Source organism: Synechococcus sp. CBW1006 (genome assembly GCF_015840525.1).
Classification (GTDB): Bacteria; Cyanobacteriota; Cyanobacteriia; order PCC-6307; family Cyanobiaceae; genus CBW1002.
The window spans coordinates 2,137,461-2,157,737 of sequence record NZ_CP060396.1 but is presented as its reverse complement, the minus strand read 5'-3'; the positions used below and the strand labels follow the sequence as shown (position 1 = coordinate 2,157,737).

The 20,277-nt window shown below is 66.0% G+C and carries 21 protein-coding genes and 2 tRNA genes; 9 read left to right on the top strand and 14 right to left on the bottom strand.

All coding sequences use genetic code 11. The features are described from left to right. Window positions 1–83 precede the first annotated feature (83 nt). Window positions 84–2,213 (top strand): polyribonucleotide nucleotidyltransferase, encoded by a 2,130-nt coding sequence (locus H8F26_RS10360; RefSeq protein WP_197153876.1) that lies wholly within the window; start codon window positions 84–86, stop codon window positions 2,211–2,213. Window positions 2,214–2,334: 121 nt separating this feature from the next. Here the strand turns inward: H8F26_RS10360 and H8F26_RS10355 are convergent, their stop codons facing one another. Continuing rightward, the gene (locus tag H8F26_RS10355) at window positions 2,335–3,264 is read right to left on the bottom strand and encodes a 3'(2'),5'-bisphosphate nucleotidase CysQ (RefSeq protein WP_197153875.1); all 930 of its coding nucleotides are present in this window, start codon (window positions 3,262–3,264) and stop codon (window positions 2,335–2,337) included. Between the two features lie 90 nt (window positions 3,265–3,354). Between H8F26_RS10355 and rsmI the strand changes: the two genes are divergently transcribed. The 3 genes from rsmI (at window position 3,355) to H8F26_RS10340 (ending at window position 4,948) form a co-directional block, all read left to right on the top strand. Next, entirely contained in the window at window positions 3,355–4,218 is an 864-nt protein-coding gene (gene rsmI, locus H8F26_RS10350) for a 16S rRNA (cytidine(1402)-2'-O)-methyltransferase (RefSeq protein WP_231605132.1), read from the top strand. A gap of 5 nt (window positions 4,219–4,223) precedes the next feature. Next, window positions 4,224–4,448, top strand: a complete 225-nt coding sequence (locus H8F26_RS10345; RefSeq protein WP_197153873.1) for a hypothetical protein — start codon at window positions 4,224–4,226, stop codon at window positions 4,446–4,448. Between the two features lie 113 nt (window positions 4,449–4,561). Then, window positions 4,562–4,948, top strand: coding sequence for a hypothetical protein (locus tag H8F26_RS10340; protein ID WP_197153872.1), 387 nt, complete (start codon window positions 4,562–4,564; stop codon window positions 4,946–4,948). A 343-nt stretch (window positions 4,949–5,291) separates the two neighbouring features. On the opposite strand, the gene H8F26_RS10335 is transcribed toward H8F26_RS10340, so the two are convergent. Then, the gene (locus H8F26_RS10335) at window positions 5,292–6,140 is read right to left on the bottom strand and encodes a hypothetical protein (protein WP_197153871.1); all 849 of its coding nucleotides are present in this window, start codon (window positions 6,138–6,140) and stop codon (window positions 5,292–5,294) included. 93 nt (window positions 6,141–6,233) lie between these two features. On the opposite strand from H8F26_RS10335, the gene H8F26_RS10330 reads away from it, so the two are divergent. After that, window positions 6,234–6,307: transfer RNA gene (locus tag H8F26_RS10330), tRNA-Arg, on the top strand. An 83-nt stretch (window positions 6,308–6,390) separates the two neighbouring features. On the opposite strand, the gene H8F26_RS10325 is transcribed toward H8F26_RS10330, so the two are convergent. Next, entirely contained in the window at window positions 6,391–6,834 is a 444-nt protein-coding gene (locus H8F26_RS10325) for a DUF1499 domain-containing protein (RefSeq protein ID WP_197153870.1), read from the bottom strand. Window positions 6,835–6,897: 63 nt separating this feature from the next. Between H8F26_RS10325 and H8F26_RS10320 the strand changes: the two genes are divergently transcribed. Further along, window positions 6,898–7,251 (top strand): 4a-hydroxytetrahydrobiopterin dehydratase, encoded by a 354-nt coding sequence (locus H8F26_RS10320; RefSeq protein ID WP_197153869.1) that lies wholly within the window; start codon window positions 6,898–6,900, stop codon window positions 7,249–7,251. 162 nt (window positions 7,252–7,413) lie between these two features. Here H8F26_RS10320 and H8F26_RS10315 read toward each other — a convergent pair whose 3' ends face one another. From H8F26_RS10315 to H8F26_RS10305, 3 genes are all read right to left on the bottom strand, one after another. Next, window positions 7,414–7,713, bottom strand: a complete 300-nt coding sequence (locus H8F26_RS10315; protein WP_197153868.1) for a hypothetical protein — start codon at window positions 7,711–7,713, stop codon at window positions 7,414–7,416. Window positions 7,714–8,149: 436 nt separating this feature from the next. Further along, window positions 8,150–8,374: a hypothetical protein gene (locus H8F26_RS10310; protein ID WP_197153867.1), complete on the bottom strand. Its 225-nt coding sequence runs from the start codon at window positions 8,372–8,374 to the stop codon at window positions 8,150–8,152. Window positions 8,375–8,482: 108 nt separating this feature from the next. Next, entirely contained in the window at window positions 8,483–9,031 is a 549-nt protein-coding gene (locus H8F26_RS10305; RefSeq protein ID WP_231597748.1) for a L,D-transpeptidase, read from the bottom strand. A gap of 200 nt (window positions 9,032–9,231) precedes the next feature. Here H8F26_RS10305 and H8F26_RS10300 point away from each other — a divergent pair, with 200 nt between their 5' ends. Next, complete coding sequence (locus H8F26_RS10300; protein WP_231598271.1) at window positions 9,232–9,609, top strand: YccF domain-containing protein; 378 nt, start codon at window positions 9,232–9,234, stop codon at window positions 9,607–9,609. Window positions 9,610–9,789: 180 nt separating this feature from the next. On the opposite strand, the gene H8F26_RS10295 is transcribed toward H8F26_RS10300, so the two are convergent. The 4 genes from H8F26_RS10295 to ftsH all read right to left on the bottom strand — a co-directional run bounded on the left by H8F26_RS10295 (window position 9,790) and on the right by ftsH (window position 13,676). Further along, a tRNA-Ala gene (locus tag H8F26_RS10295) sits at window positions 9,790–9,862 on the bottom strand. Between the two features lie 126 nt (window positions 9,863–9,988). Further along, window positions 9,989–10,624 carry a transcriptional repressor LexA gene (gene lexA, locus H8F26_RS10290; RefSeq protein ID WP_197153865.1) on the bottom strand — a complete coding sequence of 212 codons (636 nt, stop codon included), beginning with the start codon at window positions 10,622–10,624 and terminating at the stop codon, window positions 9,989–9,991. 86 nt (window positions 10,625–10,710) lie between these two features. Then, window positions 10,711–11,667, bottom strand: coding sequence for an ornithine carbamoyltransferase (argF, locus tag H8F26_RS10285; protein WP_197153864.1), 957 nt, complete (start codon window positions 11,665–11,667; stop codon window positions 10,711–10,713). A gap of 98 nt (window positions 11,668–11,765) precedes the next feature. Further along, window positions 11,766–13,676 (bottom strand): ATP-dependent zinc metalloprotease FtsH, encoded by a 1,911-nt coding sequence (ftsH, locus tag H8F26_RS10280; protein ID WP_197153863.1) that lies wholly within the window; start codon window positions 13,674–13,676, stop codon window positions 11,766–11,768. A 113-nt stretch (window positions 13,677–13,789) separates the two neighbouring features. Between ftsH and H8F26_RS10275 the strand changes: the two genes are divergently transcribed. Further along, window positions 13,790–14,572, top strand: coding sequence for a potassium channel family protein (locus H8F26_RS10275; protein WP_197153862.1), 783 nt, complete (start codon window positions 13,790–13,792; stop codon window positions 14,570–14,572). A 51-nt stretch (window positions 14,573–14,623) separates the two neighbouring features. After that, window positions 14,624–14,869, top strand: a complete 246-nt coding sequence (locus tag H8F26_RS10270) for a Nif11-like leader peptide family RiPP precursor (protein ID WP_197153861.1) — start codon at window positions 14,624–14,626, stop codon at window positions 14,867–14,869. A 57-nt stretch (window positions 14,870–14,926) separates the two neighbouring features. On the opposite strand, the gene H8F26_RS10265 is transcribed toward H8F26_RS10270, so the two are convergent. The 4 genes from H8F26_RS10265 to H8F26_RS10250 form a co-directional block, all read right to left on the bottom strand. Further along, window positions 14,927–15,991: a mechanosensitive ion channel family protein gene (locus tag H8F26_RS10265; protein WP_197153860.1), complete on the bottom strand. Its 1,065-nt coding sequence runs from the start codon at window positions 15,989–15,991 to the stop codon at window positions 14,927–14,929. Next, window positions 15,988–17,052 carry a bifunctional diaminohydroxyphosphoribosylaminopyrimidine deaminase/5-amino-6-(5-phosphoribosylamino)uracil reductase RibD gene (gene ribD, locus H8F26_RS10260; RefSeq protein ID WP_197159123.1) on the bottom strand — a complete coding sequence of 355 codons (1,065 nt, stop codon included), beginning with the start codon at window positions 17,050–17,052 and terminating at the stop codon, window positions 15,988–15,990. The genes H8F26_RS10265 and ribD overlap by 4 nt, the downstream gene beginning before the upstream one ends. Window positions 17,053–17,129: 77 nt before the next feature. Then, window positions 17,130–17,657, bottom strand: a complete 528-nt coding sequence (locus tag H8F26_RS10255) for a DUF3122 domain-containing protein (protein ID WP_370594611.1) — start codon at window positions 17,655–17,657, stop codon at window positions 17,130–17,132. After that, window positions 17,654–20,239: a GH116 family glycosyl hydrolase gene (locus H8F26_RS10250; protein ID WP_197153859.1), complete on the bottom strand. Its 2,586-nt coding sequence runs from the start codon at window positions 20,237–20,239 to the stop codon at window positions 17,654–17,656. The genes H8F26_RS10255 and H8F26_RS10250 overlap by 4 nt, the downstream gene beginning before the upstream one ends. Between the last annotated feature and the right edge of the window lie 38 nt (window positions 20,240–20,277).

Sequence of the window (20,277 nt, the reverse complement as noted above, 5' to 3'; positions counted from 1 at the left end):
GGCCAATAAAATCCATCAGCATCGCCGGGGTCCGTCAGGTCCGGATGCGAGAATGGACATTGACAAAAAGGACATAAGCGCAAGTGCAAGGACAAACTCAGTCGATCTCCTTCGATGGTCGGGAGATCCGGCTGACCACCGGTCGGTTCGCTCCCCAGGCGGGGGGTTCGGTGATGGTCGAGTGCGGCGATACGGCGGTTCTGGTCACCGCCACCCGCTCCGGTGGACGTGAAGGCATCGATTTTCTGCCCCTGATCTGCGACTACGAGGAACGGCTCTACGCCGCCGGTCGCATCCCGGGCAGCTTCATGCGGCGCGAGAGCCGTCCCCCCGAGCGGGCCACCCTGATCGCACGGCTGATCGATCGGCCGATGCGGCCGCTCTTCCCCAGCTGGATGCGCGACGATCTGCAGATCGTTGCCACCTGCATGTCGCTCGATGAACGGGTTCCGCCCGATGTGCTGGCGGTGACCGGCGCTTCGATGGCCACCCTGCTGGCCAAGATTCCCTTCCATGGCCCGATGGCGGCGGTACGCGTGGGCCTGCTGGGCGACGACTTCGTGCTCAACCCCAGCTATCGCGAAATCGAACGCAGCGAACTCGATCTCGTGGTGGCAGGAACCCCTGCCGGCGTGGTGATGGTGGAGGCGGGCGCCAACCAGCTGCCCGAGCAGGATGTGATCGAAGCCATCGACTTCGGCTACGAAGCCGTGAGCGAACTGATCAAGGCCCAGCTGACCCTGCTCAAGGATCTCGGCATCGAGCAGGTGCTGCCTGAACCCCGCAAGGACGACATCACCCTGCCGGCGTTTCTGGAAAAGGAATGCGCCAAGGCCATCGGTGAAGTGCTCAAGCAGTTCTCCCAGACCAAGGCCGAGCGCGACGAAAAACTTGATGCGATCAAGACGGAAGTGACTGAAAAGATCGCTTGCCTGAATGACGATGATGCCGTGAAGGTGGCGGTGAGCAGCAATGGCAAGGCGCTGGGAAATACCTACAAGAGCCTCACGAAGAAGCTGATGCGCGCTCAGATCCTCACCGAGGGCAAGCGTGTCGATGGCCGCAACCTCGATGAAGTGCGCCCGATCAGCGCCGCCGCGGGCGTACTGCCCAAGCGCGTGCATGGCTCGGGCCTGTTTCAGCGCGGCCTGACCCAGGTGCTCTCCTGCGCCACCCTCGGCACACCGAGCGATGCGCAGGAGATGGACGATCTCAATCCGTCCAATGAAAAGACCTACCTGCACCACTACAACTTCCCCCCCTATTCGGTGGGTGAAACCAGGCCGATGCGGTCGCCCGGTCGCCGCGAGATCGGTCATGGTGCCCTGGCTGAGCGGGCCCTGATCCCCGTGCTGCCCAGCAAGGAGAGCTTCCCCTACGTGCTGCGGGTGGTGTCGGAGTGCCTCAGCTCCAACGGCTCCACCTCGATGGGATCGGTCTGCGGCAGCACCCTGGCCCTGATGGATGCCGGCGTGCCTCTCAAGGCCCCCGTGAGCGGCGCCGCCATGGGTCTGATCAAGGAAGGCGATGAAGTCCGTATCCTCACGGACATCCAGGGGATCGAGGATTTCCTCGGAGACATGGACTTCAAGGTGGCTGGCACTGAGAAGGGCATCACCGCCCTGCAGATGGACATGAAGATCACCGGCCTGGCCGTCACCTGCGTGGCCGAGGCGATCAACCAGGCCCGTCCAGCCCGCCTCCACATCCTCGAGAAGATGCTCGAGGCCATCGACAAGCCGCGTGACATCCTCAGCCCCCACGCGCCGCGCCTGCTCAGCTTCCGCATTGATCCCGAGCTGATCGGCACCGTGATCGGCCCCGGCGGCCGCACGATCAAGGGCATCACTGAGCGCACCAACACCAAGATCGACATCGAGGATGGCGGCATCGTCACGATCGCCAGCCACGATGGGGCTGCCGCTGAGGAAGCGCAGCGCATCATCGAAGGCCTCACCCGCCGCGTCAGCGAGGGCGAAGTGTTCAGCGGTGGCGTCACCCGGGTGATCCCGATCGGTGCCTTCGTGGAAATCCTGCCTGGCAAGGAAGGCATGATCCACATTTCTCAGCTCTCGGAAGCACGGGTCGAGAAGGTGGAAGATGTGGTGAAGGTGGGTGATCAGGTCACCGTTCGCGTCCGCGAGATCGACAACCGCGGCCGGATCAACCTGACGCTGCGGGGCGTTCCCCAGCAGGAGCCTGTCGGCGTCTGATCAGGTCGGCTCTGCCACCTGGGCCGGCCCTGAGGGGCCGGCTTTTTGATGCTTTTTTGCCTTCACGCCCTGTTGAGCTCACGCGTCCACTCGATGGCCAGGCTTGTCGCGCGATCAGGACTCAGACCGCGAATCCAGGGTCGATCACGGCCATCGCTGCTGAGGCCCGCTCGCAGAGCGCCGCATGGCTGGGGCCATGGCTGGCGATCAGGCAGCCAGCCTGGCGCACGTCGCCATCGTTGTAGGAGAGGGGACGGCCATCGGCATGGGTGAAGGCCCCACCCGCGGCCATCAGCACCGCTTCAGGAGCCGCCATGTCCCAGTCCTTGGGGGCACTCTTGCCAGACAGTGAGATGTAGAGATCGGTTTCGCCGCGCAGAATCGTGGCGACCTTGCCGCCGACGCTGCCGATTGCCTTGGTGTCGCCCAGGGCCAGGGCCTCCAGAAGATGCTCCAGTCGCTGGTCTCGGTGATTGCGGCTGGCCACCAACACCAGGTCGCCGAGGTCGCAGCGGTTGCTGAGGGCTGCTGGAAACTGCTCGCTGGCCCGGTTCTCACGCCAGGCTCGTCCCCCGCCATCGGCCCCGACCCAGCCGAACCAGAGCTCCTCCATCTCCGGGAGCAGCACCACCCCCAGCACGGGGCGATGGTCTTTCACCAGGGCCAGATGCACGGCGTACTCACCGGTGCCCTGGAGGAAGTCCTTGGTGCCATCCAGTGGGTCAAGGATCCAGAGCCACTCGGCGGCCAGGGACTCGCCGTCCCGCAGCTGCTCGCGAGCGGTCTCTTCGCTCAACAGGGTCCAGCCGGCCTTGGGGTAGGCGGCGGCAAGACCGTCGAGCAACCAGCTATTCACAGCCAGATCAGCTGCAGAGACAGGCCCTTCGCCGCCTTCGTCCACACTCAGGGCTCTGGGGAAGCCGTAGGGGGGCTGCTCGCCCCGGGCATAGGCCCGCAGAATGTCTGCCGCACCCCAGCTCAGCCGACGCAACTCCTGGAACAGCTGCTCGGGTTCAACGCCGGATGGCAGGGGTAGGGAAGCCGGCATCATGGACAGACGGAAAGGGGCACCGGGACGACCGAGCGCCCCGCGAGGTGCATTGTGCAGGAACCTGAACCCGCTGCCGGCGTGCTCTATCTGGTGGGAACTCCCATCGGAAATCTCGGTGATCTTTCCCCCCGGGCCCGCCAGGTGCTCTCGGGCGTCGACCGTATCGCCTGCGAGGACACGCGCCGCAGCGGCCTGCTGCTGCAGACCCTGGGCCAGAAGAAACGCCTGGTGAGCTTTCACCAGCACAACCAGGCGACACGGATTCCCGAACTGGTGGCGGCATTGCAGGCCGGCGAACGACTGGCTGTGGTCAGCGACGCCGGTCTGCCGGGCATTTCCGATCCTGGTGAAGAACTGGTGGCGGCAGCGCGGCAGGCGGGGCTGGAGGTGATCTGCGTGCCAGGTCCGAGCGCGGTGACCACGGCCCTGGTGAGCAGCGGCCTTCCCAGCGGCCGCTTCTGCTTCGAAGGGTTTCTGCCCACTCGGCCCAGCCAGCGGCGGGCCCGTCTGGAGCAGCTGAAGAAAGAGGAACGGACCCTGGTGTTCTACGAGGCTCCCCACCGGCTGGTGGATCTGCTGGAGGATCTGCTCGCCGTCTGCGGCGATCGAGCTCTGCGGGTGGCCAGGGAGCTGACCAAGCGGCATGAGCAACAGGTGGGCCCCACGGTGAGCGCCGCCCTCGCCCACTTCCGCCAGGTGCCCCCCCAGGGGGAGTGCACCCTGGTGCTGGGCGGAGCCGTCCCAGCGCAGCCACGCCTCTGGAGCGAAGTGGAGTTGAGGAGCCAGCTACAGGAGCTGGTGGCCGATGGGCGCAGCAGCAAGGAGGCCGCTCGTGAGGTGGCTGAGCGCAGCGGCCACAACCGCCGCGATCTCTATGCCTTGCTGCACCGCCGCGAACCGGAGCTGGACGCCCCGCATGATTCAGACTGCCCCTCACCACCTGGCGGGTCCTGATCCCGATGCTGCTGCGCCTGCGCCTGCTGTGCTCCACGGTGATCGGCAGCGGCCTGTTGCTGTTGGTGCTCTGCCTGGGGGCCCAGAACCTAGAGGATCGACCCAGCCTGCAGCTGGGCTTTGGTCGCACGGCACCGCTGCCGAGCGGTTTTCTGGTGGGCATGGCTCTGGTGCTGGGCATGGTCAGTGGCGGCACCAGCGCGGCGATCCTGCTCCCCCGCCGCCCTTGAGGCTTCCCAGAGGGGCAGCGTGATCTCAGCCGGCGCGGCCGGGACCCGCTTCGTGAAGAAGCTCCGTTTTTCCTGCCTTGGGCCAGTCCATCAGGTGCACTCTGGAGAGGTGGTTGGTTCCGCTTCTTCCCATGCAGACCCTCCTGCGCGTGGTTCCCTCAGCGACGATCCAGGCGCACGTCGGGCAAGATCCCGGTCTTTCGGCCCTGCTCGAGTCTCTGGAGCCAAGCACAGAAGACTTCGAACCCGATCTGGATCTGGACTGGGATCTGGATCTGGATCTGGATCTGGACTGGGAGGAGTCGCCACCGCCTCGCAATCCTTTCCTTGTGGCCCTGGAGGTGCGGGCAGCCATGCTGCGGGAAGCTCTGCTTCAGCAGGCTTGCCTGCCTCGGGGCCAGGTCACGTCGCCAGAGATTGTTTCCATGGACGATGTTCGCGAGGAACTGAGCAGCATCGGAGTGCTTCTCGCGCATTTCCAGACCATGGATCCGGCCTGATTGCGCGGATCAGACCGCACGGACCTGACAGGGTTCCGGTTGCTGGGCTGGCTTATGGGTTGATTGCGCCAGAGACCCTTGCTGGAGTCGCCTGCGAGCTTTGATGGCTTGTCGTCTTGGCAACACTGCCTTCACCAAGTCTGCGGCATCCTCCGATTGAACGGATCCAGGATCGCCAGAGACCCAGACCCATGACCAGTAATCGGGCAGACCATCCACCCTCCCCTTCACGACATGCCAGCGTTGCCAACCCTGGCCGGGTCCTCTGGCCCCTGGCCCTGGAAGATCTGATCAGTGCCCAGGCTCGGCGCGCCCATGATCCCAGCGAAGGCGGGCTCTCCCTTCAGGAGCCTGGCAGGGCATAGAGGGCACCTTCGACCACCAGACGCGTGATGCCCTGCTTCAACAGGTAGGGAGCCGTGAGCTGAAACACCGCCACATCCGGTACTTTGATCACCCGTTGAGTGCGGCCGCACTGGCGTTTTGCGTGGCGTGGATTGGCGAACACGTGCAGGGCCTGGCGATCCTGCTCCTCGTCAGCGAGGGGTTGCAGATCGCTGAACTCCCGCAGCGGTCGGGCCTGTAGCTCCACCGTCTTGTCAACCAGCATGTAGACGCTGCTGGGCAACGTCGCTTCTTCCAGTGGCTGGGCTTCGATCGACGGGCGTGTGTCATCGACGACGGTGGTCGTCAGTGGAATCACCAGGAACACATCGGCGTCGTCGTCCTCCCCACCATCCATGCTGTCCTCGTCATCGCTGGTATCCCCGTCGTCCCCGAAGTCATCGGCATCGTCGATGGCAAGGCCGGTGGCGGCTTCGTCGTCCTCGCTGCTCTCGCCGCCATCGTCGCTCTCGCTTTCGATGGTGCTGTTGGCTTCCTGGGGCGCCACGGGCACTGCAGCGTCGAGGACCTGTGCGCTGGGGATGGGGAGGTCTGGTCCAGGCTCCTCTGGGATCAACGTCGGCACCGCGACATCCGCAGTGGCCTCCGCGGCGACCGCACTGCCGCGGCGACCTCGCCTCTGCTTGAGCCCCTCGTATTCGGCTGGATCGAGAGACGCCTTCACCACCCGGCTCACGGTGATGGCACTGCAGCCATAGATCCCCGCCAGCTCCTGGCTGGTGTCTCCGTTACGAAAACGGGCCACCAGCTCTGTTTTCTGCGCTTCGCTGAGCCGGGTCGCCGCCATGGCGCGAAAATCGCAGGGTTGACCAATCTACGTCCCACCAGCACGGGCACCTGCCCACAAGGCATCATTGGAAGACCTGGCCCAGGCCAGCGAGCTCCCTTAGCTCAGCCGGATAGAGCAGCTGCCTTCTAAGCAGCCGGTCGATGGTTCGAATCCATCAGGGGGCGTTGGGGCGAGACTCCTGTCACCTGCTTCTTGAGCCTGGGTCGAGAAGCGGTTGCCGAGGCCAGCCCCGTGCCCTGACAAGAGTTCAGTCACGCTCCAGAGCTGTGCTGAGCCACTCCAGGCGACGGGCGTTGACCCCGAGATCGGAATCCCCGAGCCGCGATACGGAGCGGGCCTGCACCTGCTGGTGGACAGGATCCGCCAGGAGCTCGAGATCGTCCACGAAGCCGAATAGGCTGCTGGTGGCGGTGGCATGCAGGTAGTTGGACTGACGCTCCACGATGCGGATCGCTTCGGTGGCCTCAAGCCGGGATGCCAGGAACTCCACGGCAGCATCGGGATCGGCAACCGACCAGTTCTGACGCGCGCAGTGCGCTGAGCTGGCACAGGGTGACAGCGAGCCTCCGTGGATGCCGAGATCAGCCGGCAACGGTCCTTCCAGGTGAAACATCGAGGCCAGGGCCGCGGACGGTGCGCCCCAGCCCACCAGGAGCACAATCAACAGGGGCAGAAGCAGGCGCAGAAGCATGGTCAGGAGCGGCGGCGCGATGGGAATTCTGCCCATACTTGCGGCAGCAACGCGCGACACCCCATGGCCCTCGGAGATGAGACCTGCGTTCCCTGCCGGGACGGGGCGCCCACCCTCACCCCAGAGGAATGCGATGCCGTGCTGCAGGAACTGCCGGGCTGGGAGGTGGTGGACGCCCACCACCTGCGCAAGGCCTGGACCTTCCCGGACTTTGTCTCCGCCCTGGCGTGGGTGAATCAGGCTGGTGAGATCTGTGAACGCCAGGGCCATCACGCCGAGTTTCAGCTCGGTTGGGGCCATGTCGAGGCCGAGATCTTCACACATAAAGTGGATGGCCTCACCAGAGCTGATGCCGTTCTGGCGGCACATTTCGACGCGGCCAAAGAGGCTGCCGACGCCAGCATGCCGCAGGCATAGATCTGCAGCTGAAGGATCGCTACTTCGAGTATCCCGTCAACACGCTCCTGGCTGGACCCAGACCTTTTAGTGGTTCGTTTTGCTCTGATGATGTCATCTCGTTTGATTGGAACGGCTTGATTTCGATCAGCCTCTTTGGGGCTGTCTTGCCAGCGGCTCAACTCAGGACTGACGCACCAGAAGATGACGGCGGAAGCCATCGAGCATCCGCAGCCGTGCCGGAGAGGAGGTGCAGCGCCGCGACGTGAGCAGATCCGAGGTGGTGGCAGCGATTTCGGCCACGGGCATGCAGCGCGACAGCTCCCGTTCAAGACGCTCGAACACCCCGTTGGTCTCGGCCTCATTGCCCTGGTCTGCCGCCTGGAGGGTGGACCCGTGGGCGGGCGTGGCGGCGTTGCTGGCCATCAGCCCGTCCAGGGTGGATAGCAGGACGGTCCGCCGCCAGGTGAGGTAAGACGTCATCAGCTGTGGATCGATTCAGCGCAACACCAGTGTGATCACCTCGCCGGAAGCTGCGCCAATCTGACGTGATCTTTCTTGATGCCCAGTGCTGATCACGATGGCATCGTGATCAGGTTTTCAACACGTCAAATCGGCATGAACATGCCCTCTCGCGTGTGTCTTTAAGCACATCTCTGTCCGATGATGGCTAATCCGCTGGTTCACGCATGAGCCCCGTGAGGTCGCTGCCACGGGCTCGGCCGCTTCCCCTGGTGCTGTGGAGCGCGGTCGTACGGCTGTCTGGCGATGCGTCTGGGGTGGTCCCGGCCGGGTTCAACGGGATCGCGACCGGATGCCTTGGTCAGCGGACACCCATCCAATGCCGCTCTGGCTGATCAGCGAACCAGCACCGGTCACGCCTCTGCCAGGCAGCGACCAAGCCTCTGCCAGGCATCACTCAATCCGACGACGAGGGCGTTGCGGTGAGCCGCTCGTAGAGCCACCAGCCCAATCCTCCCCACACCACTGTCCAGCCCACGAAGGTGGCGAGGGTGCCCAGCTGACCGGTCTCGAGCGAGTAGACACCGACGTGGAGCAGTGCGGCGTCGATCAGGGAGCCGCCGATGCCCCAGCCCAGCACCCAGGTGAACAGAAAGCCGATGGCGGCGAGGTTGCCGGTCATGCCTTGCCCAGTTCCAGAGATGGAAGAGGGACAATCTGCCGTGGTCTTGTCCGCGGTGTTGGATGTCTTGGCCTGGAGGTGCGACCTGCCTCGGGCTCACAGGAGCCCTCAGGGCAGCACTTCAAGTTCGCTCACCCCGTGCTGCTGCAGCAACGCCGTCAGCGTCAGCAGATCATCTGCATGGATCATGCCGATGCAGCCATCGGTGCCGCTCTCGCTGCCATGCCCCGCGCTTGGATCGAGATGGATGCCGAGGGCACGGCGATCGGTGGGGAACTGCGGCTCCAGGCCGATCCAGCTGATGCGGCCCAGCTCAACCGGCAGATCATCGGACCCTGCCAGGGAGACGATCTCGGAGACGCGGTAGTGCCCGGGGGGCAGGGGTGAGCGGCTGCCGAGGCGATGGCGATCTGCCTGCTGCCGATCCGCCCGTCCCGCAAGGGCCGCATAGGACCGCAGGGGTTCTCCCGGCAGCTCCAGCTGCAGTGCCCAGACAGGATCGCCACTGCCCGGCAGGACGCGATCCGTGCGCCGCAGCCGCATCAGGCCTGCCGCCTCCGCCGCTGGGGCCAGGGCTGCCAGGCCCAGACAGGCCAGCCCAAGGGCCACCCGAACCGCGGTGATGCCAGGAAGTAACGGGCGCGTCGTCGACACCATGACGGCCAGGGAAGGGGAGCCGGTCGTAGCGCCGCCCTGACGGCCCCACCAGGGGGTGTGGGGTCAGCACTGGAACTGCCCGTGCGCTGGTCATCGCCTTGGATGGAGGTCATCGTGTGGCTACCGATCAGCAGCAACCTGCCTGTTCCAGCGTGAGCCTCCTTCTCAACATCCTCTGGTTTGTCCTCGGCGGCTTTGTGATGGGGGTGGGATGGTGGCTGGCAGGCCTCGTCGCCGCCCTCACGATCGTGGGGATTCCCTGGGCGCGCGCCTGCTTCGTGATCGGCAACTTCGCGTTCTGGCCGTTCGGCTATGAGGCCGTCAGTCGTCGGGAGCTCACCGGCCAGGGCGACTTCGGAACGGGGCCGCTGGGGTTGGTGGGGAACCTGATCTGGTTCCTGCTGGCCGGCTGGTGGCTGGCGATCGGCCACCTCAGCTCCGCCTTGGCCTGCTTTGTGACCATCGTGGGAATTCCCTTCGGCATCCAGCACATCAAGCTGGCTTTGATCGCCCTGGCACCGATCGGGATGAAGGTGGTGCCGGTCACAACCCCAGCAGGGGCCGGGCGTTATCCGTGAGTTGCCAGGCCACAGATGGTCAACGAAGTCAGGCTTGAGGGCACCCAGAGAGGCCCCATAAAAATTCTCCAATGAACTGGAGAGAGAGCCGAGTACGAAAAATGGAATTAAAATATAAAGTTGAAACCAAATTCAACCAAATATCTTGTTGAAACAAGCCCAAACAAAAACAGTGATTAATGGAGCCAAGCGGATTCGAACCGCTGACCCCCTGCATGCCATGCAGGTGCTCTACCAGCTGAGCTATGGCCCCATGCTTGCAAGAAACGAACGAAGTTCTGGTGACTTCGCTTGGCCCGGAGAGCCCCGTCGCTCGCCAGGAGACTTTACACCGCGGCCTGTCCTGGCTGGATGGGTTCCGTCGAGCTGTTGTGCAGACTCAAAGCTGGCGCCACACGGCCACGAGGCGACCCTGGATCAGCACCTGGTCGGCGGGCAGCACGATCGGTTCGTAGGCGGGATTGGCGGCCTCCAAGCGGATCTGGGTTCCATCGGGATGGAAGTGCTTGAGTGTGGTCCCGCTGCCGGGCACCTGGGCGCTGACGATGGTGCCGGGCCGAATTCGGCTGGCATCGCTGACCGGTTCCATCAGCACCATGTCACCGTCAGCGATGTGGGCGCCCACCATCGAGTCTCCATTCACGGTGAGGGCAAACAGGCCACGACTTTCCAGCAGCGGCGCGATGTCGAGCCGGTCCTGGACATCGTCGAAGGTTTCCACCAGGCCTCCGGCCGCTACAGCACCAAGCACCGGAATTCCCTCGGAGCGCTCGCCCAGCAGCTGCAGAGTGCGGGCCTGGCCCTCCTGCCAGGTGATCCAGCCCTTCTGCTGCAGATGCCTCAGCCGGCTCTGGATCGGGGCCGGCGAACGCAGGCCCATCGCCTGCATCATCTGCCGGATCGAAGGACTGTGGCGATGGGCGGCGATATACCCCTCCAGCCAGTCGTACAACTCGCGCTGGGCCGATGTGAGCGTTTCCAGGGTGGAAGCGGCAGGAGGAGGGAGTACCGGCACAGATCATCGAGCACCTGATACATCTGTATCGCTCTGGGGCCACTTTTGTCCAGAGATCGGCCGGCCGGATTGGAACCCGGAGCCACTCAGAACGCCCCCAGCACCGCCGCCAGCAGGGCCTGCTGCACATGCAAGCGGTTCTCCGCCTGATCAAACACCCGGCTGGCGTCACCCTCAATCACGCCGGCACTGATCTCTTCGCCGCGGTGGGCCGGCAGGCAATGCAGCACGATCGCCCGACTGTCCGCTTCGGAAAGGAGCGCTTCATCCAGACACCAGCCCGCAAAGGCCCGCTCGCGTTCCGTCTGCTCCTGCTCCTGGCCCATTGAGGCCCACACATCGGTATAGAGCGCCTGGGCGCCGCGCACGGTTGCCACCGGATCGTGCAGCACCTCCAGGCGGCAGCGATCTCCGGCCAGGCTTCGGGCCTGCTCCACCACGGCCGGATCGGGCAGAAACCCCTCCGGACAGCCCACCCGCACGTTCACCCCCAGCAAGGCGCCGGCGATCAGGAGGGAATGGGCCACGTTGTTGCCGTCGCCGACGTAGGCCAGGGTCAGGCCCTCGATCTCCCCGAAGGAGTCCTGCAGGGTGAGGTAATCGGCCAGGGCCTGGCAGGGATGTTCCAGGTCGGTGAGGGCATTGATCACCGGGATGGAGGCCCAGTGCGCGTACTCGGCCAGCTCCTGCTGGGCGAAGGTGCGGATCGCCAGGGCATCCACGTAACGGCTCAGCACCCGGGCCGTATCCGCCACCGGCTCTCCGCGCCCCACCTGGGTGACCGAGGGGTGGAGATCAACCGTCTGCCCCCCAAGGCGCGCCATCGCCACCGTGAAGCTCACCCGGGTGCGGGTTGAGGCCTTGGTGAAGATCAGGCCCAGCGTCTTGCCGCCCAGGTCGATGCGGCGTTGTCCACTCTTGAGTTCGGCGGCCAGCTGCAGCAGGGCCAGGGTCTGATCGCCGCTCAGATCAGCGGAGGAGAGGAGATCCGATCCGCGCAGGCCGCTCAGCAGCGAGGCGAGGCTGGAGAGCTGGGAGGTCATCGCCCCATCTCAAAGAACCCTTATCCGGGATTGGGGGCCCCGCCGTCAAGGGCGGAGACCCGGAAGCATCCGGGGCGGGACGCTTCCCTGTCTGGGACTCAGGCTGGGCTGAGCTGATCTGCACAGCTGACAGCCTCTTCCCCCTGGGGCATGGTGCTGGAAGCGAGCAGATCCTTGAGATCGTCGCCTTCGATCACCTCCTTCTCGAGGATCTTCTCGGAGATCGAATCGAGCAACCCACGGTTGTGGTTCAGGATCGACAGGGCCCGTTCATGGGCCCGATCCACCAGGGTGCGCACCTCCTTATCGATCGCCTGGGCGGTGGCGTCACTGACGACACGGCGGGGGTTGCTGGGCCCACCGAGGAAGCGGCTGCCGCCCTGCTTGTCGTAGGCGAGGGGCCCAAGGGTCTCGCTCATACCGTAGGTGCCCACCATCTGCTCGGCGATGTCGGTGGCGCGCTGCAGATCATTGGCGGCGCCGGTGGTCACGGCACCGAAGACGATCTCTTCAGCGCTGCGGCCCCCGAGCAATGTGGCGATCTGCCCCTCGAGATCGCCCTTGGAGTTGAGAAAGCGTTCCTCCGTCGGCAGCTGCAACGTGTACCCCAGGGCTGCCATGCCGCGCGGCACGATCGAGATCTTCGCCACCTTGCTGCCGCCTGGCATCAGGTGACCCACGATGGCGTGGCCCACTTCGTGATAAGCCACCACTTTCTTCTCATCGGGCTGGAGCACTCGGCTCTTCTTCTCCAGGCCGGCCACCACCCGTTCGATCGCTTCGTTGAGGTCGCCCTGCTCCACACTGGTGCGGTAGGCGCGGGCCGCCAGCAGGGCGGCCTCGTTGACCAGATTGGCCAGATCGGCGCCGGCGAAGCCACTGGTGGCCTGGGCGATCTTGTCGAGATCAACGCTGCCCGACAACTTCACCTTCTTGGCATAGATGTCGAGAATCATCTTGCGGCCTGAGAGATCAGGCCGATCCACCAGGACCTGGCGATCGAATCGGCCGGGCCTCAGCAGGGCGGCATCGAGCGTTTCGGGCTGGTTGGTGGCCGCCAGCACGATCACCGGCTTGTCCTGAGCGGCGAAGCCGTCCATCTCGGTGAGCAGCTGGTTGAGGGTCTGCTCCCGTTCATCATTGCCGCCGACCACACCCATCGACCCGGAGCGGCTCTTGCCGATGGCATCGAGTTCGTCGATGAAGATGATGCAGGGCGCTTTCTTCTTGGCTTCCTCGAACAGATCCCGCACCCTGGCGGCACCGGCACCGACGAACAGCTCGACGAACTCGGAGCCCGAGATGATGAAGAAGGGCACACCGGCCTCACCGGCCACTGCTTTGGACAACAGGGTCTTGCCGGTGCCGGGAGGACCCACCAGCAGCACGCCCTTGGGAATGCGGGCGCCGATGGCGGCGTAGCGCTCCGGGGTCTTGAGAAAATCGACGATCTCGGTGAGCTCCTGCTTGGCCTCATCGACGCCAGCCACATCGGCGAAGGTGACGCGCGATTCCTCATCGGGCACGTAGACCTTGGCCTTGCTCTTGGTGAAGCTGAGGGCTCCCTGGGCGCCGCCGCCCATGCCACTTCTCCTGGCGAAGAACTGAAGCACCAGAATGAAGATCAGCGGAGGCACCACCCAGCTCAGCAGCGTGGTGAAAAAGTTTGGTTTTTTGGGAGGAGCAGCGGCGAATTCAACCCCATGCTGCTCCAGGCGCTGGGGTAGCTCCATGTCAAAGATCGGGGTCGTGGCCAGCACCGAGGGCGCGCCTTCTTCCTCAGGGCTCTTGAGTTCGTAGCGGATCTGGTCCTGGGTGATGTACGCACGTTTGACGTTGTCGTCGTTCACCTGATCGATGAACAGCGAATAGGGCACCCGCGGCACCTGCTGCATTCCCTGCGACGGCAGGAAGTTGCTGAACAGCAACAGCACACCGAAGCCGATCAACACCAGATTGATCACTCCGAAGCGCCGGTTCGGACCTTTGTCGTCCTGGCGGATGGCCATCGTCAGTCGTCCGTAGTCTGACCAAACTAAGGGTCCTTGCTGCAGGGGAGCCCCGAGGGCGGGGTGGGAGAACCGAACGGCGGCCCCACAATGCAGGCAACCGAGGCGGCTGCATGCATCTGCTGAGTCCAACTGATCTCAGTCCGGATCGACGGCGATCTCGCCGACATCGCTTTTACCGCAACCTGCTGCTGCTCGACCTGTTCATCCTGGGCTGCCTGAGCCTGCCGGCTCCGTTCAACCGGCTGGCCCATCTTGTTTACGGACTCCTGCTGCTGATTCTCAGCCTGCAGCTGCGCGAGACGCTGCGGCCCGGCGGCCGCCGCAGCAACGATCTGGCCTTCCGCCTGGTGGGGCTGGCCTGCTTGCTGTCGATGGTGTTCTGGTCGTTCACGCCGCTGGAGGTGCGCAACAGCGGCCTTCCCCTGCTGCTGCTGATCACCGGCTTCATCGCCTGGAGCCTGCAGCGGCTGATCCTGTTCCTGTCGGAGGAAAAGCTGATCAACCAGAAGGTGTTGATGGGGGCCGTGGCCGGCTACCTGCTGCTGGGCCTCACGGCCGGCATGGTGGTGACGGTGCTGGAGACCCTCCAGCCGGGCAGCTTCATCAGCGCCAGCGATCAAAAGCCACTCATCCTGCCAGGGCCGACCAGTTCATTGGAAGTGCCGTGGAACCTCGACTTTGTGCGTCTCACCTACTACGCCTTTGTCTGTATCAGCACCGTGGGTTTCGGCGACATCCTGCCCCAGACGCCAGCTGCGCAGATGTTCACGGTGCTGTTCACCGTGGTGGGGCCGCTGTACATCGCGGTTGTGATGGGGATCCTGATCAGCCGCCTCACGGTGCAGGAAAGCGAAGTCCAGAAGAGCCACCCGCCGCTGCGGGACGACCCCTGAGCACCTGGCACGCTGTGGGCTTAGGACTGAGACACCCATCGGACCTGATTCATGAGCCTTGATCAACTCGATGCCTTTCTCGCCCGCGCCCGCGCCGATGCCGACCTGCAGCAGCGGCTGAATCAGCCCCTGGAGTTGGCCGCTTTTCTGGCCCTGGCGGCGGAACAGGGCTACCAGCTCAGCGAGAGCGACGTGATCGCGGCCCAGCAGCGTCAGGAGAGTGAGCTCAGCGATGAGGAACTGCAGCACCGCACAGCCAGCGAGGCCTGCCGCCTGCGTCACTTCATTCCCAGCTGATCTGGTCCAGCACAGCCACTCCATCGACTGATCCGCCGCCGCGAGCCTGGTAGCCCCTTACCCTTCGGCCCCCGCTGAGCTCTCCTGCGGATCCTCGTTCTGAGGCTTGGTCTGGAGCACCAGCCTGGTCGGGAAGGGCATCGCGGCGCCCTGGCTGGCCACGACCCGGCCGATCCGCTGAAGGATCTCCTGCTGCAGCTCGTAATAGGCATCGGAGCTGCCGCCCCCGAAGCACTCCAGACGGAGATCGAGGCTGGATTCCCCGTATCCCACAAAATGCACCCGCCTGGGCAGGGATGGCTCCACCCCCGGGCATTGGGTCAGTTCCTCGCGCAAGGCGGAAAGGATCGGCTCCAGCAGGGGCTGATCGTCGTAGCGGATGCCGAACGTCACCAGCACCTGACGGTGATCGCGGCGCGCACCGTTGAGGATCGCCGAGCTGGCGAAGGTGGCATTGGGCAGATAGAGAGGCTGCTGATCCGGTGTGATCAATTGGGTGTAATACAGCCCGATCACCTTCACCGTCCCCTGCAGGGACTGGCTCGGCACCTGGATGAAGTCGCCGATCACAAAGGGGCGGTTCACATACAGCATCACCCCGGCCAGCAGGTTTTCCACCAGGGTGCGGGCGCCAAACCCGAGGGCGGCCGCACCGAAGCCACTGGCGGTGAGCAAGAGCGTGGGCGACACCCCCATCAGGCGCAGCACCTCGAGTGTCGCCAGCAGCAGCAACGTTCCCGTGATCAGCTTGTTGAGCAGGTCCTGAAGAAAGTTGCGGTCTGCCTGGCTGCGTTGCTGCAACCACTCCAGGTTTTCTCCGGCATGGGCCAGCAGGGCGCTTTTGCAGCGCAGCACTGTCCAGACCAGTCCGAGGATCAGCACCACCTGCCGCACCTCGCTGCCGTTGCGGCTCAGATCCCAGCCCAGGCGCTCGAACCCCCACCAGATCAGGGTGCCCAGCCCGATCGTGAGGCTGACACTGAGGCGCGCCCGCAGCAGCAGGCGCCGCGCCAGACCGCTCGGCCGTGCCAGCCGGGCCAGTTGGTCCATCCCGATCCAGACGACCACGGCCAGCAGCAGGCCGCTCAACAGAAGACCAAGGTCAAAGGGCAGGATGATCACGAGGCAGGGGCCTCCAGGCGCCAGAGCAGGTCGCCATCCAACACGGATGGCGGTCTTGCAGTCCATGCGGCCACCTGGTCCATGGCCGTGAAGCCGAGATCATCCAGGGGTGTGAAGGCGGCCAGACCACCCATTGGTTTTGGTGCGATCACGGCCACGATCTCCTGCACGGCCCCGACCCGCAGGGCCGCCGCCGCCAGAGCAGGGCCGCATTCCCACAGCACCTGGTTGCAGCCGCGCCGGGCCAGGGCCTCGAGCAGCTCCGTGGGTTCGCAACGGCTCAGCACCAGCCGTTCCACACCGCGTCGATCCAGCTGGAAGCGCCGCCGCGGCTGGGCTTCGTACCCGTGGGCCACCAGGGTTGCGGCGTCAGCCTGGTCCCAGAGACGGGCCTGCTCCGGCAGGGCCAGGCTGCGGCTCAGCACCACCCGCAGCGGCTCCGGCGAGCGTCGCCCCCGGCTGGTGAGCAGCGGGTCATCGGCTCGGACCGTGCCGCCGCCGACGATCACCGCATCGCAGCTGGCCCGTAAGTGGTGCACCCAGTCCCGTGACGCACTGCCGCTGATCCACTGGCTGGCGCCATTCGGGAGCGCCGTGCGGCCATCCACGCCCATGGCCCACTTGAGGATGGCCAGGGGGCGACCGGTCTGGACCCGATGCAGAAAGGCGCGGTTGAGGCGTAGGGCTGCAGCTTCCGCCACGCCCACGATCACCTCCAGGCCCGCCGAGCGCAGCTGGGCAATGCCACGGCCGGCCACCCGGGGATCGGGATCGGCCATGGCCACCACCACCCGCGCCAGGCCCGCGCGGATCACCGCCTGGCTGCAGGGGGGCGTGCGGCCCTGATGGCAGCACGGCTCCAGGGTCACGATCAGGGTGCCGCCGCGGGCCCGCTCACCGGCCTGCACCAGCGCGCCCACTTCGGCATGGGGTTCGCCGGCCGCGGCATGGAAGCCTTCGCCCACGAGCTGGCCGCTTCGATCCAGTACCAGGGCCCCCACCATCGGATTGGGACTGGTCCGGCCGGCTCCGAGGGCGGCGAGCTGCAGGGCCCGTTCCATCCAGCCGTGCCACTGGCTGGAGGACGAGCAGTAACCGATGCCCGCCCGTGGGCTCGGCAGAGGCGAGGTCGGCAGGCTCACACTGGCTCCGCGGCGTCGTTGAGGCTGCGCCACTCCGCCACCACGTAAGGGGGCACCGGCAGGTCGGTGAACACTCCCCTCAGCTGCAGCCGCAGCGGCCGGTTCTGCTGCAGATCGGCCAGCAAGGGCGCCAGATCAAACTCAGCGGCCGCGGCCCGACCATCGCCGGCCAGGGCGGTGCTGGCCAGGGTCACATCGGCCAGTTGCCAGCTGAGGCGGCCGCTGACCACCTGCAGGTTGGTGGGGTGGTCGAGCCTCACCTTGCCGGGGTAGCCCACCAGGCGCAGGATCAAGGGGCCGCCGACCGGACCCTGGCGGTAGGCCACCACCTGCCAGCTCTGACCGTCGAGGTCCCGCAGGCTCTCGAGGCTGCGGACTACCGGGATGCTGTTCTGATCCGGATGGGCATGCAGCTGGGCCATCGCCAGCGCTGGCCAGCCCAGCCAGCAGAGCAGACCCAGGATCAGGGCCAGGCCAGGCTGGAGTGGGTGGGCCCAGCGCCGCTTCAGGGGAGGCACGTTCAAGCTGGCTGCTCCCTGTGCAACGGCCAGGGGGCCGGCTGTTCCGCGCCGGGAATCGCCTGCCAGTCCGTATGGGTGGCCCACAGGGCCCAGATCGCCATGGCCCGCAGGTAGTGGCAGGCGCGGAAGGTGTTCACCGCCGTGATCGCCTCGGGGGTGCGGAACTGCAGGCCGCCCCCATAGACCTGCTGCACCACGGCGCCGGTGATCGCGAAGGCGGTGCTGCTGTCGCCCATCAGCCGGTAGTAGGCGGCCAGGCCGAAGTTGATGCCGGTCCACACCTCCAGCGGGTGGGTGCCGTTGGGATCGAGGGGCGTGCCGTCGCGACGCAGGCCATTGGCCACACCGAGGCTGCCACCCCTGAACCCCTCGAAACAGGCTTCCTTGACGGCGTTGAGGGCGGAATGGGCCCGATCGTCGGCCACCACGGCGGGCAGACCGAGCAGGCGGGCGTAGAAATCGCCGCAGAGCTGGTCGGCCATCACCACGGGGGTGCCGCTACAGGCATCTATGGCGTAGTACTCGCCGTTCCAGAGCAACCGGTCGAAATTGGCGCGTGACTGCTCCAGCCAGCCGCTGAACTGCCGTTGCTCCTCTGAGGTATCAAGGCCCAGCTCCAGCTGGAGGCGCTGGCCCATCGCCAGGGCCGCCTCCAGGGCCGCGATCCAGAGCGCACCGCAATAGGCGCTCACGCCCTGCAGCGGCCAGTCGTCGAAGGTCTGGTCCGGGGCGCCGCCGTTGTCGGGCAGGCCGTCGTCGTTGGCGTCAAAGGTCTTGAGGTAGCGCAGCGCGTCCACGGCGGCCGGCCAGCACTCCGCCAGGAAGCGCAGGTCTTCTCCGGTCGGTGCGAGCCGGAACGTGCGCCAGACCTGCAGCACGAAGTCGCTGGCCAGATCCTTCCAGAGATTGCAGTCTTGATAAGCGGTGTAGTTGGTGGCATCCCAGGGCCGCTCGTTGGGGGCCCCGAGGTCGTGGGGTGTGGCACCAGCCACCTTGCGGGCGGCCTCGACGCGGCCCCGCCCCTGGGTGAAATACCAGCCGATCGGCCGCGGTGTGGGGTCGGCGGCGGGGATGGCGCGGGCGAAGCTGCGCAGCACGCTCTTGTCCAGCTCCGGCCAGAGCTGCAGCAGAGCGAAGGAGCCGTAGAGCCGCACATCAAGGCTCTCGTACCAGGCGTAGTCGAGGCACTCCAGCACCCCGAAGCGGCCCACCGGATCGGCGGGACTGGCAGCGGTCCAGAGGCTGCCGCCGCTGGCCAGGTCATAGAGCTCGTTGAACAGGGCCATGCGCAGCGGCTCCGGCAGGTCGGTGCGCTCCAGCACGGGCTGCTGCCAGGCGTCGATCCGCTCCAGCCAGCCGCGCCAGTCCCGCAGGGCTTCGGCGGCGATGGCGGCGGCATTGTCTCCCACCGCACCGAAGACATCGGTGTAGCGACGCAGGGCGGTCGTGCCGCTGGCGAAGGCCGTGACCGGCAGGTCCCAGCTGATCACCACTGGGATCTCGACCGTGGCGCCGGGCTCCAGGCGCAGCTGCACCGCCAGGGCGGCACTGGCGGGATCGTTCTCCGCACTGCGGCGATCGTTGTCGCCATCGGGGATGGAGCCGTCGCGGGCGAAGGGTTCCCAGAGTTCGGCGCCACTGCCAGCCGGGTTCCAGCGGCTGCAGCGCTGAATGCGGGCCCCCGGCACGCCGGCTGCCTCCAGGGCTGCGGCATCGGGCACCGCCAGGCACCACTGCCCTTCCCCTTCGGCGATCGGCTCGCTGCGCTCGCCCTCCAGCAGGATCCCCTGCAGGCCCGGCTGATCGATCCAGCGGTTACGCTGGCCGCGGCTGTGGCCGATGGCGGGCACGTAGTTGTGCTCGGGGCTGCCGTCGTCGCGGAAGTGCACCGAGGCGGAGGGATCGGTATTGCGGAACCAGCCCACGGTGTTGCGCCAGCTCAGCAGCAACGACAGGTCCAGGGGGCGGTCGCTGGGGTTGTGCAGCGTCCACACGAACACCGCCACCGGATAGCTGCTGCGCTGGTAGTCGCCCGGCAGGATCGGACTGAAGGCCTCGCAGCTGAGCTCGGCGGCGAACACACCGCTGTAGTGGGTGGCGCTGAGGGGATAGCGGGCGGCGTAGGTGCCGGTGGTGGTCTCGGCGGTGCTGGCGGGGTACCAGCTCCAGCTGGTCAGGGGCTCGCCCGCCTCGGGCCGGGAGGCGTCCAGCGGCGGCTTCACGGCCAGGGCATGGGCGCGGCTGCTGCTGCCATCGCTCTCGAACAGGGCGAACTGGCAGTCCGGCAGGGTGCCGAACCAGTGCTCGCCGCCGTCCAGGTGCCAGAGGTTGACGCTGCCATCGGGGCCTCGGCCGATGCAGCCGGCGCCGAAGCCCCCCAGGGGCGTGCCGTGGTTGGGGCCGTCGTCGAGGTTGCTGGCGTAGCGCACGGTGTAGGGCGCGTCCCAACCCAGACCAAAGGGTCGCGACCAGCTGGCCACCGGAGGCTTCCAGGCCGTGCCGGCGCTGCGGCGGGACCCTTCAACCGGACGGGATCCGGCGTCCCGCAGCAGCGATGTCAGGGCGGACAGGCCAAAACGCGCCATGCAGGTTCTATGGATGCCCCCAGCTTGTCAGAGCTGGG

Coding starts and splice junctions, on each gene's coding strand:
- H8F26_RS10335 (WP_197153871.1), bottom strand. CDS start 6,140: ATGGCGGCGACCCGGCTCAGCGAAGCGCAGAAAACAGAGCTGGTGGCC.
- ribD (WP_197159123.1), bottom strand. CDS start 17,052: ATGGAACGGGCCCTGCAGCTCGCCGCCCTCGGAGCCGGCCGGACCAGT.
- H8F26_RS10320 (WP_197153869.1), top strand. CDS start 6,898: ATGGCCCTCGGAGATGAGACCTGCGTTCCCTGCCGGGACGGGGCGCCC.
- argF (WP_197153864.1), bottom strand. CDS start 11,667: ATGACCTCCCAGCTCTCCAGCCTCGCCTCGCTGCTGAGCGGCCTGCGC.
- H8F26_RS10345 (WP_197153873.1), top strand. CDS start 4,224: ATGCTGCTGCGCCTGCGCCTGCTGTGCTCCACGGTGATCGGCAGCGGC.
- H8F26_RS10315 (WP_197153868.1), bottom strand. CDS start 7,713: ATGACGTCTTACCTCACCTGGCGGCGGACCGTCCTGCTATCCACCCTG.
- H8F26_RS10310 (WP_197153867.1), bottom strand. CDS start 8,374: ATGACCGGCAACCTCGCCGCCATCGGCTTTCTGTTCACCTGGGTGCTG.
- H8F26_RS10300 (WP_231598271.1), top strand. CDS start 9,232: ATGGGGGTGGGATGGTGGCTGGCAGGCCTCGTCGCCGCCCTCACGATC.
- H8F26_RS10305 (WP_231597748.1), bottom strand. CDS start 9,031: ATGGTGTCGACGACGCGCCCGTTACTTCCTGGCATCACCGCGGTTCGG.
- H8F26_RS10325 (WP_197153870.1), bottom strand. CDS start 6,834: ATGCTTCTGCGCCTGCTTCTGCCCCTGTTGATTGTGCTCCTGGTGGGC.
- H8F26_RS10355 (WP_197153875.1), bottom strand. CDS start 3,264: ATGATGCCGGCTTCCCTACCCCTGCCATCCGGCGTTGAACCCGAGCAG.
- H8F26_RS10250 (WP_197153859.1), bottom strand. CDS start 20,239: ATGGCGCGTTTTGGCCTGTCCGCCCTGACATCGCTGCTGCGGGACGCC.
- ftsH (WP_197153863.1), bottom strand. CDS start 13,676: ATGGCCATCCGCCAGGACGACAAAGGTCCGAACCGGCGCTTCGGAGTG.
- H8F26_RS10275 (WP_197153862.1), top strand. CDS start 13,790: ATGCATCTGCTGAGTCCAACTGATCTCAGTCCGGATCGACGGCGATCT.
- H8F26_RS10270 (WP_197153861.1), top strand. CDS start 14,624: ATGAGCCTTGATCAACTCGATGCCTTTCTCGCCCGCGCCCGCGCCGAT.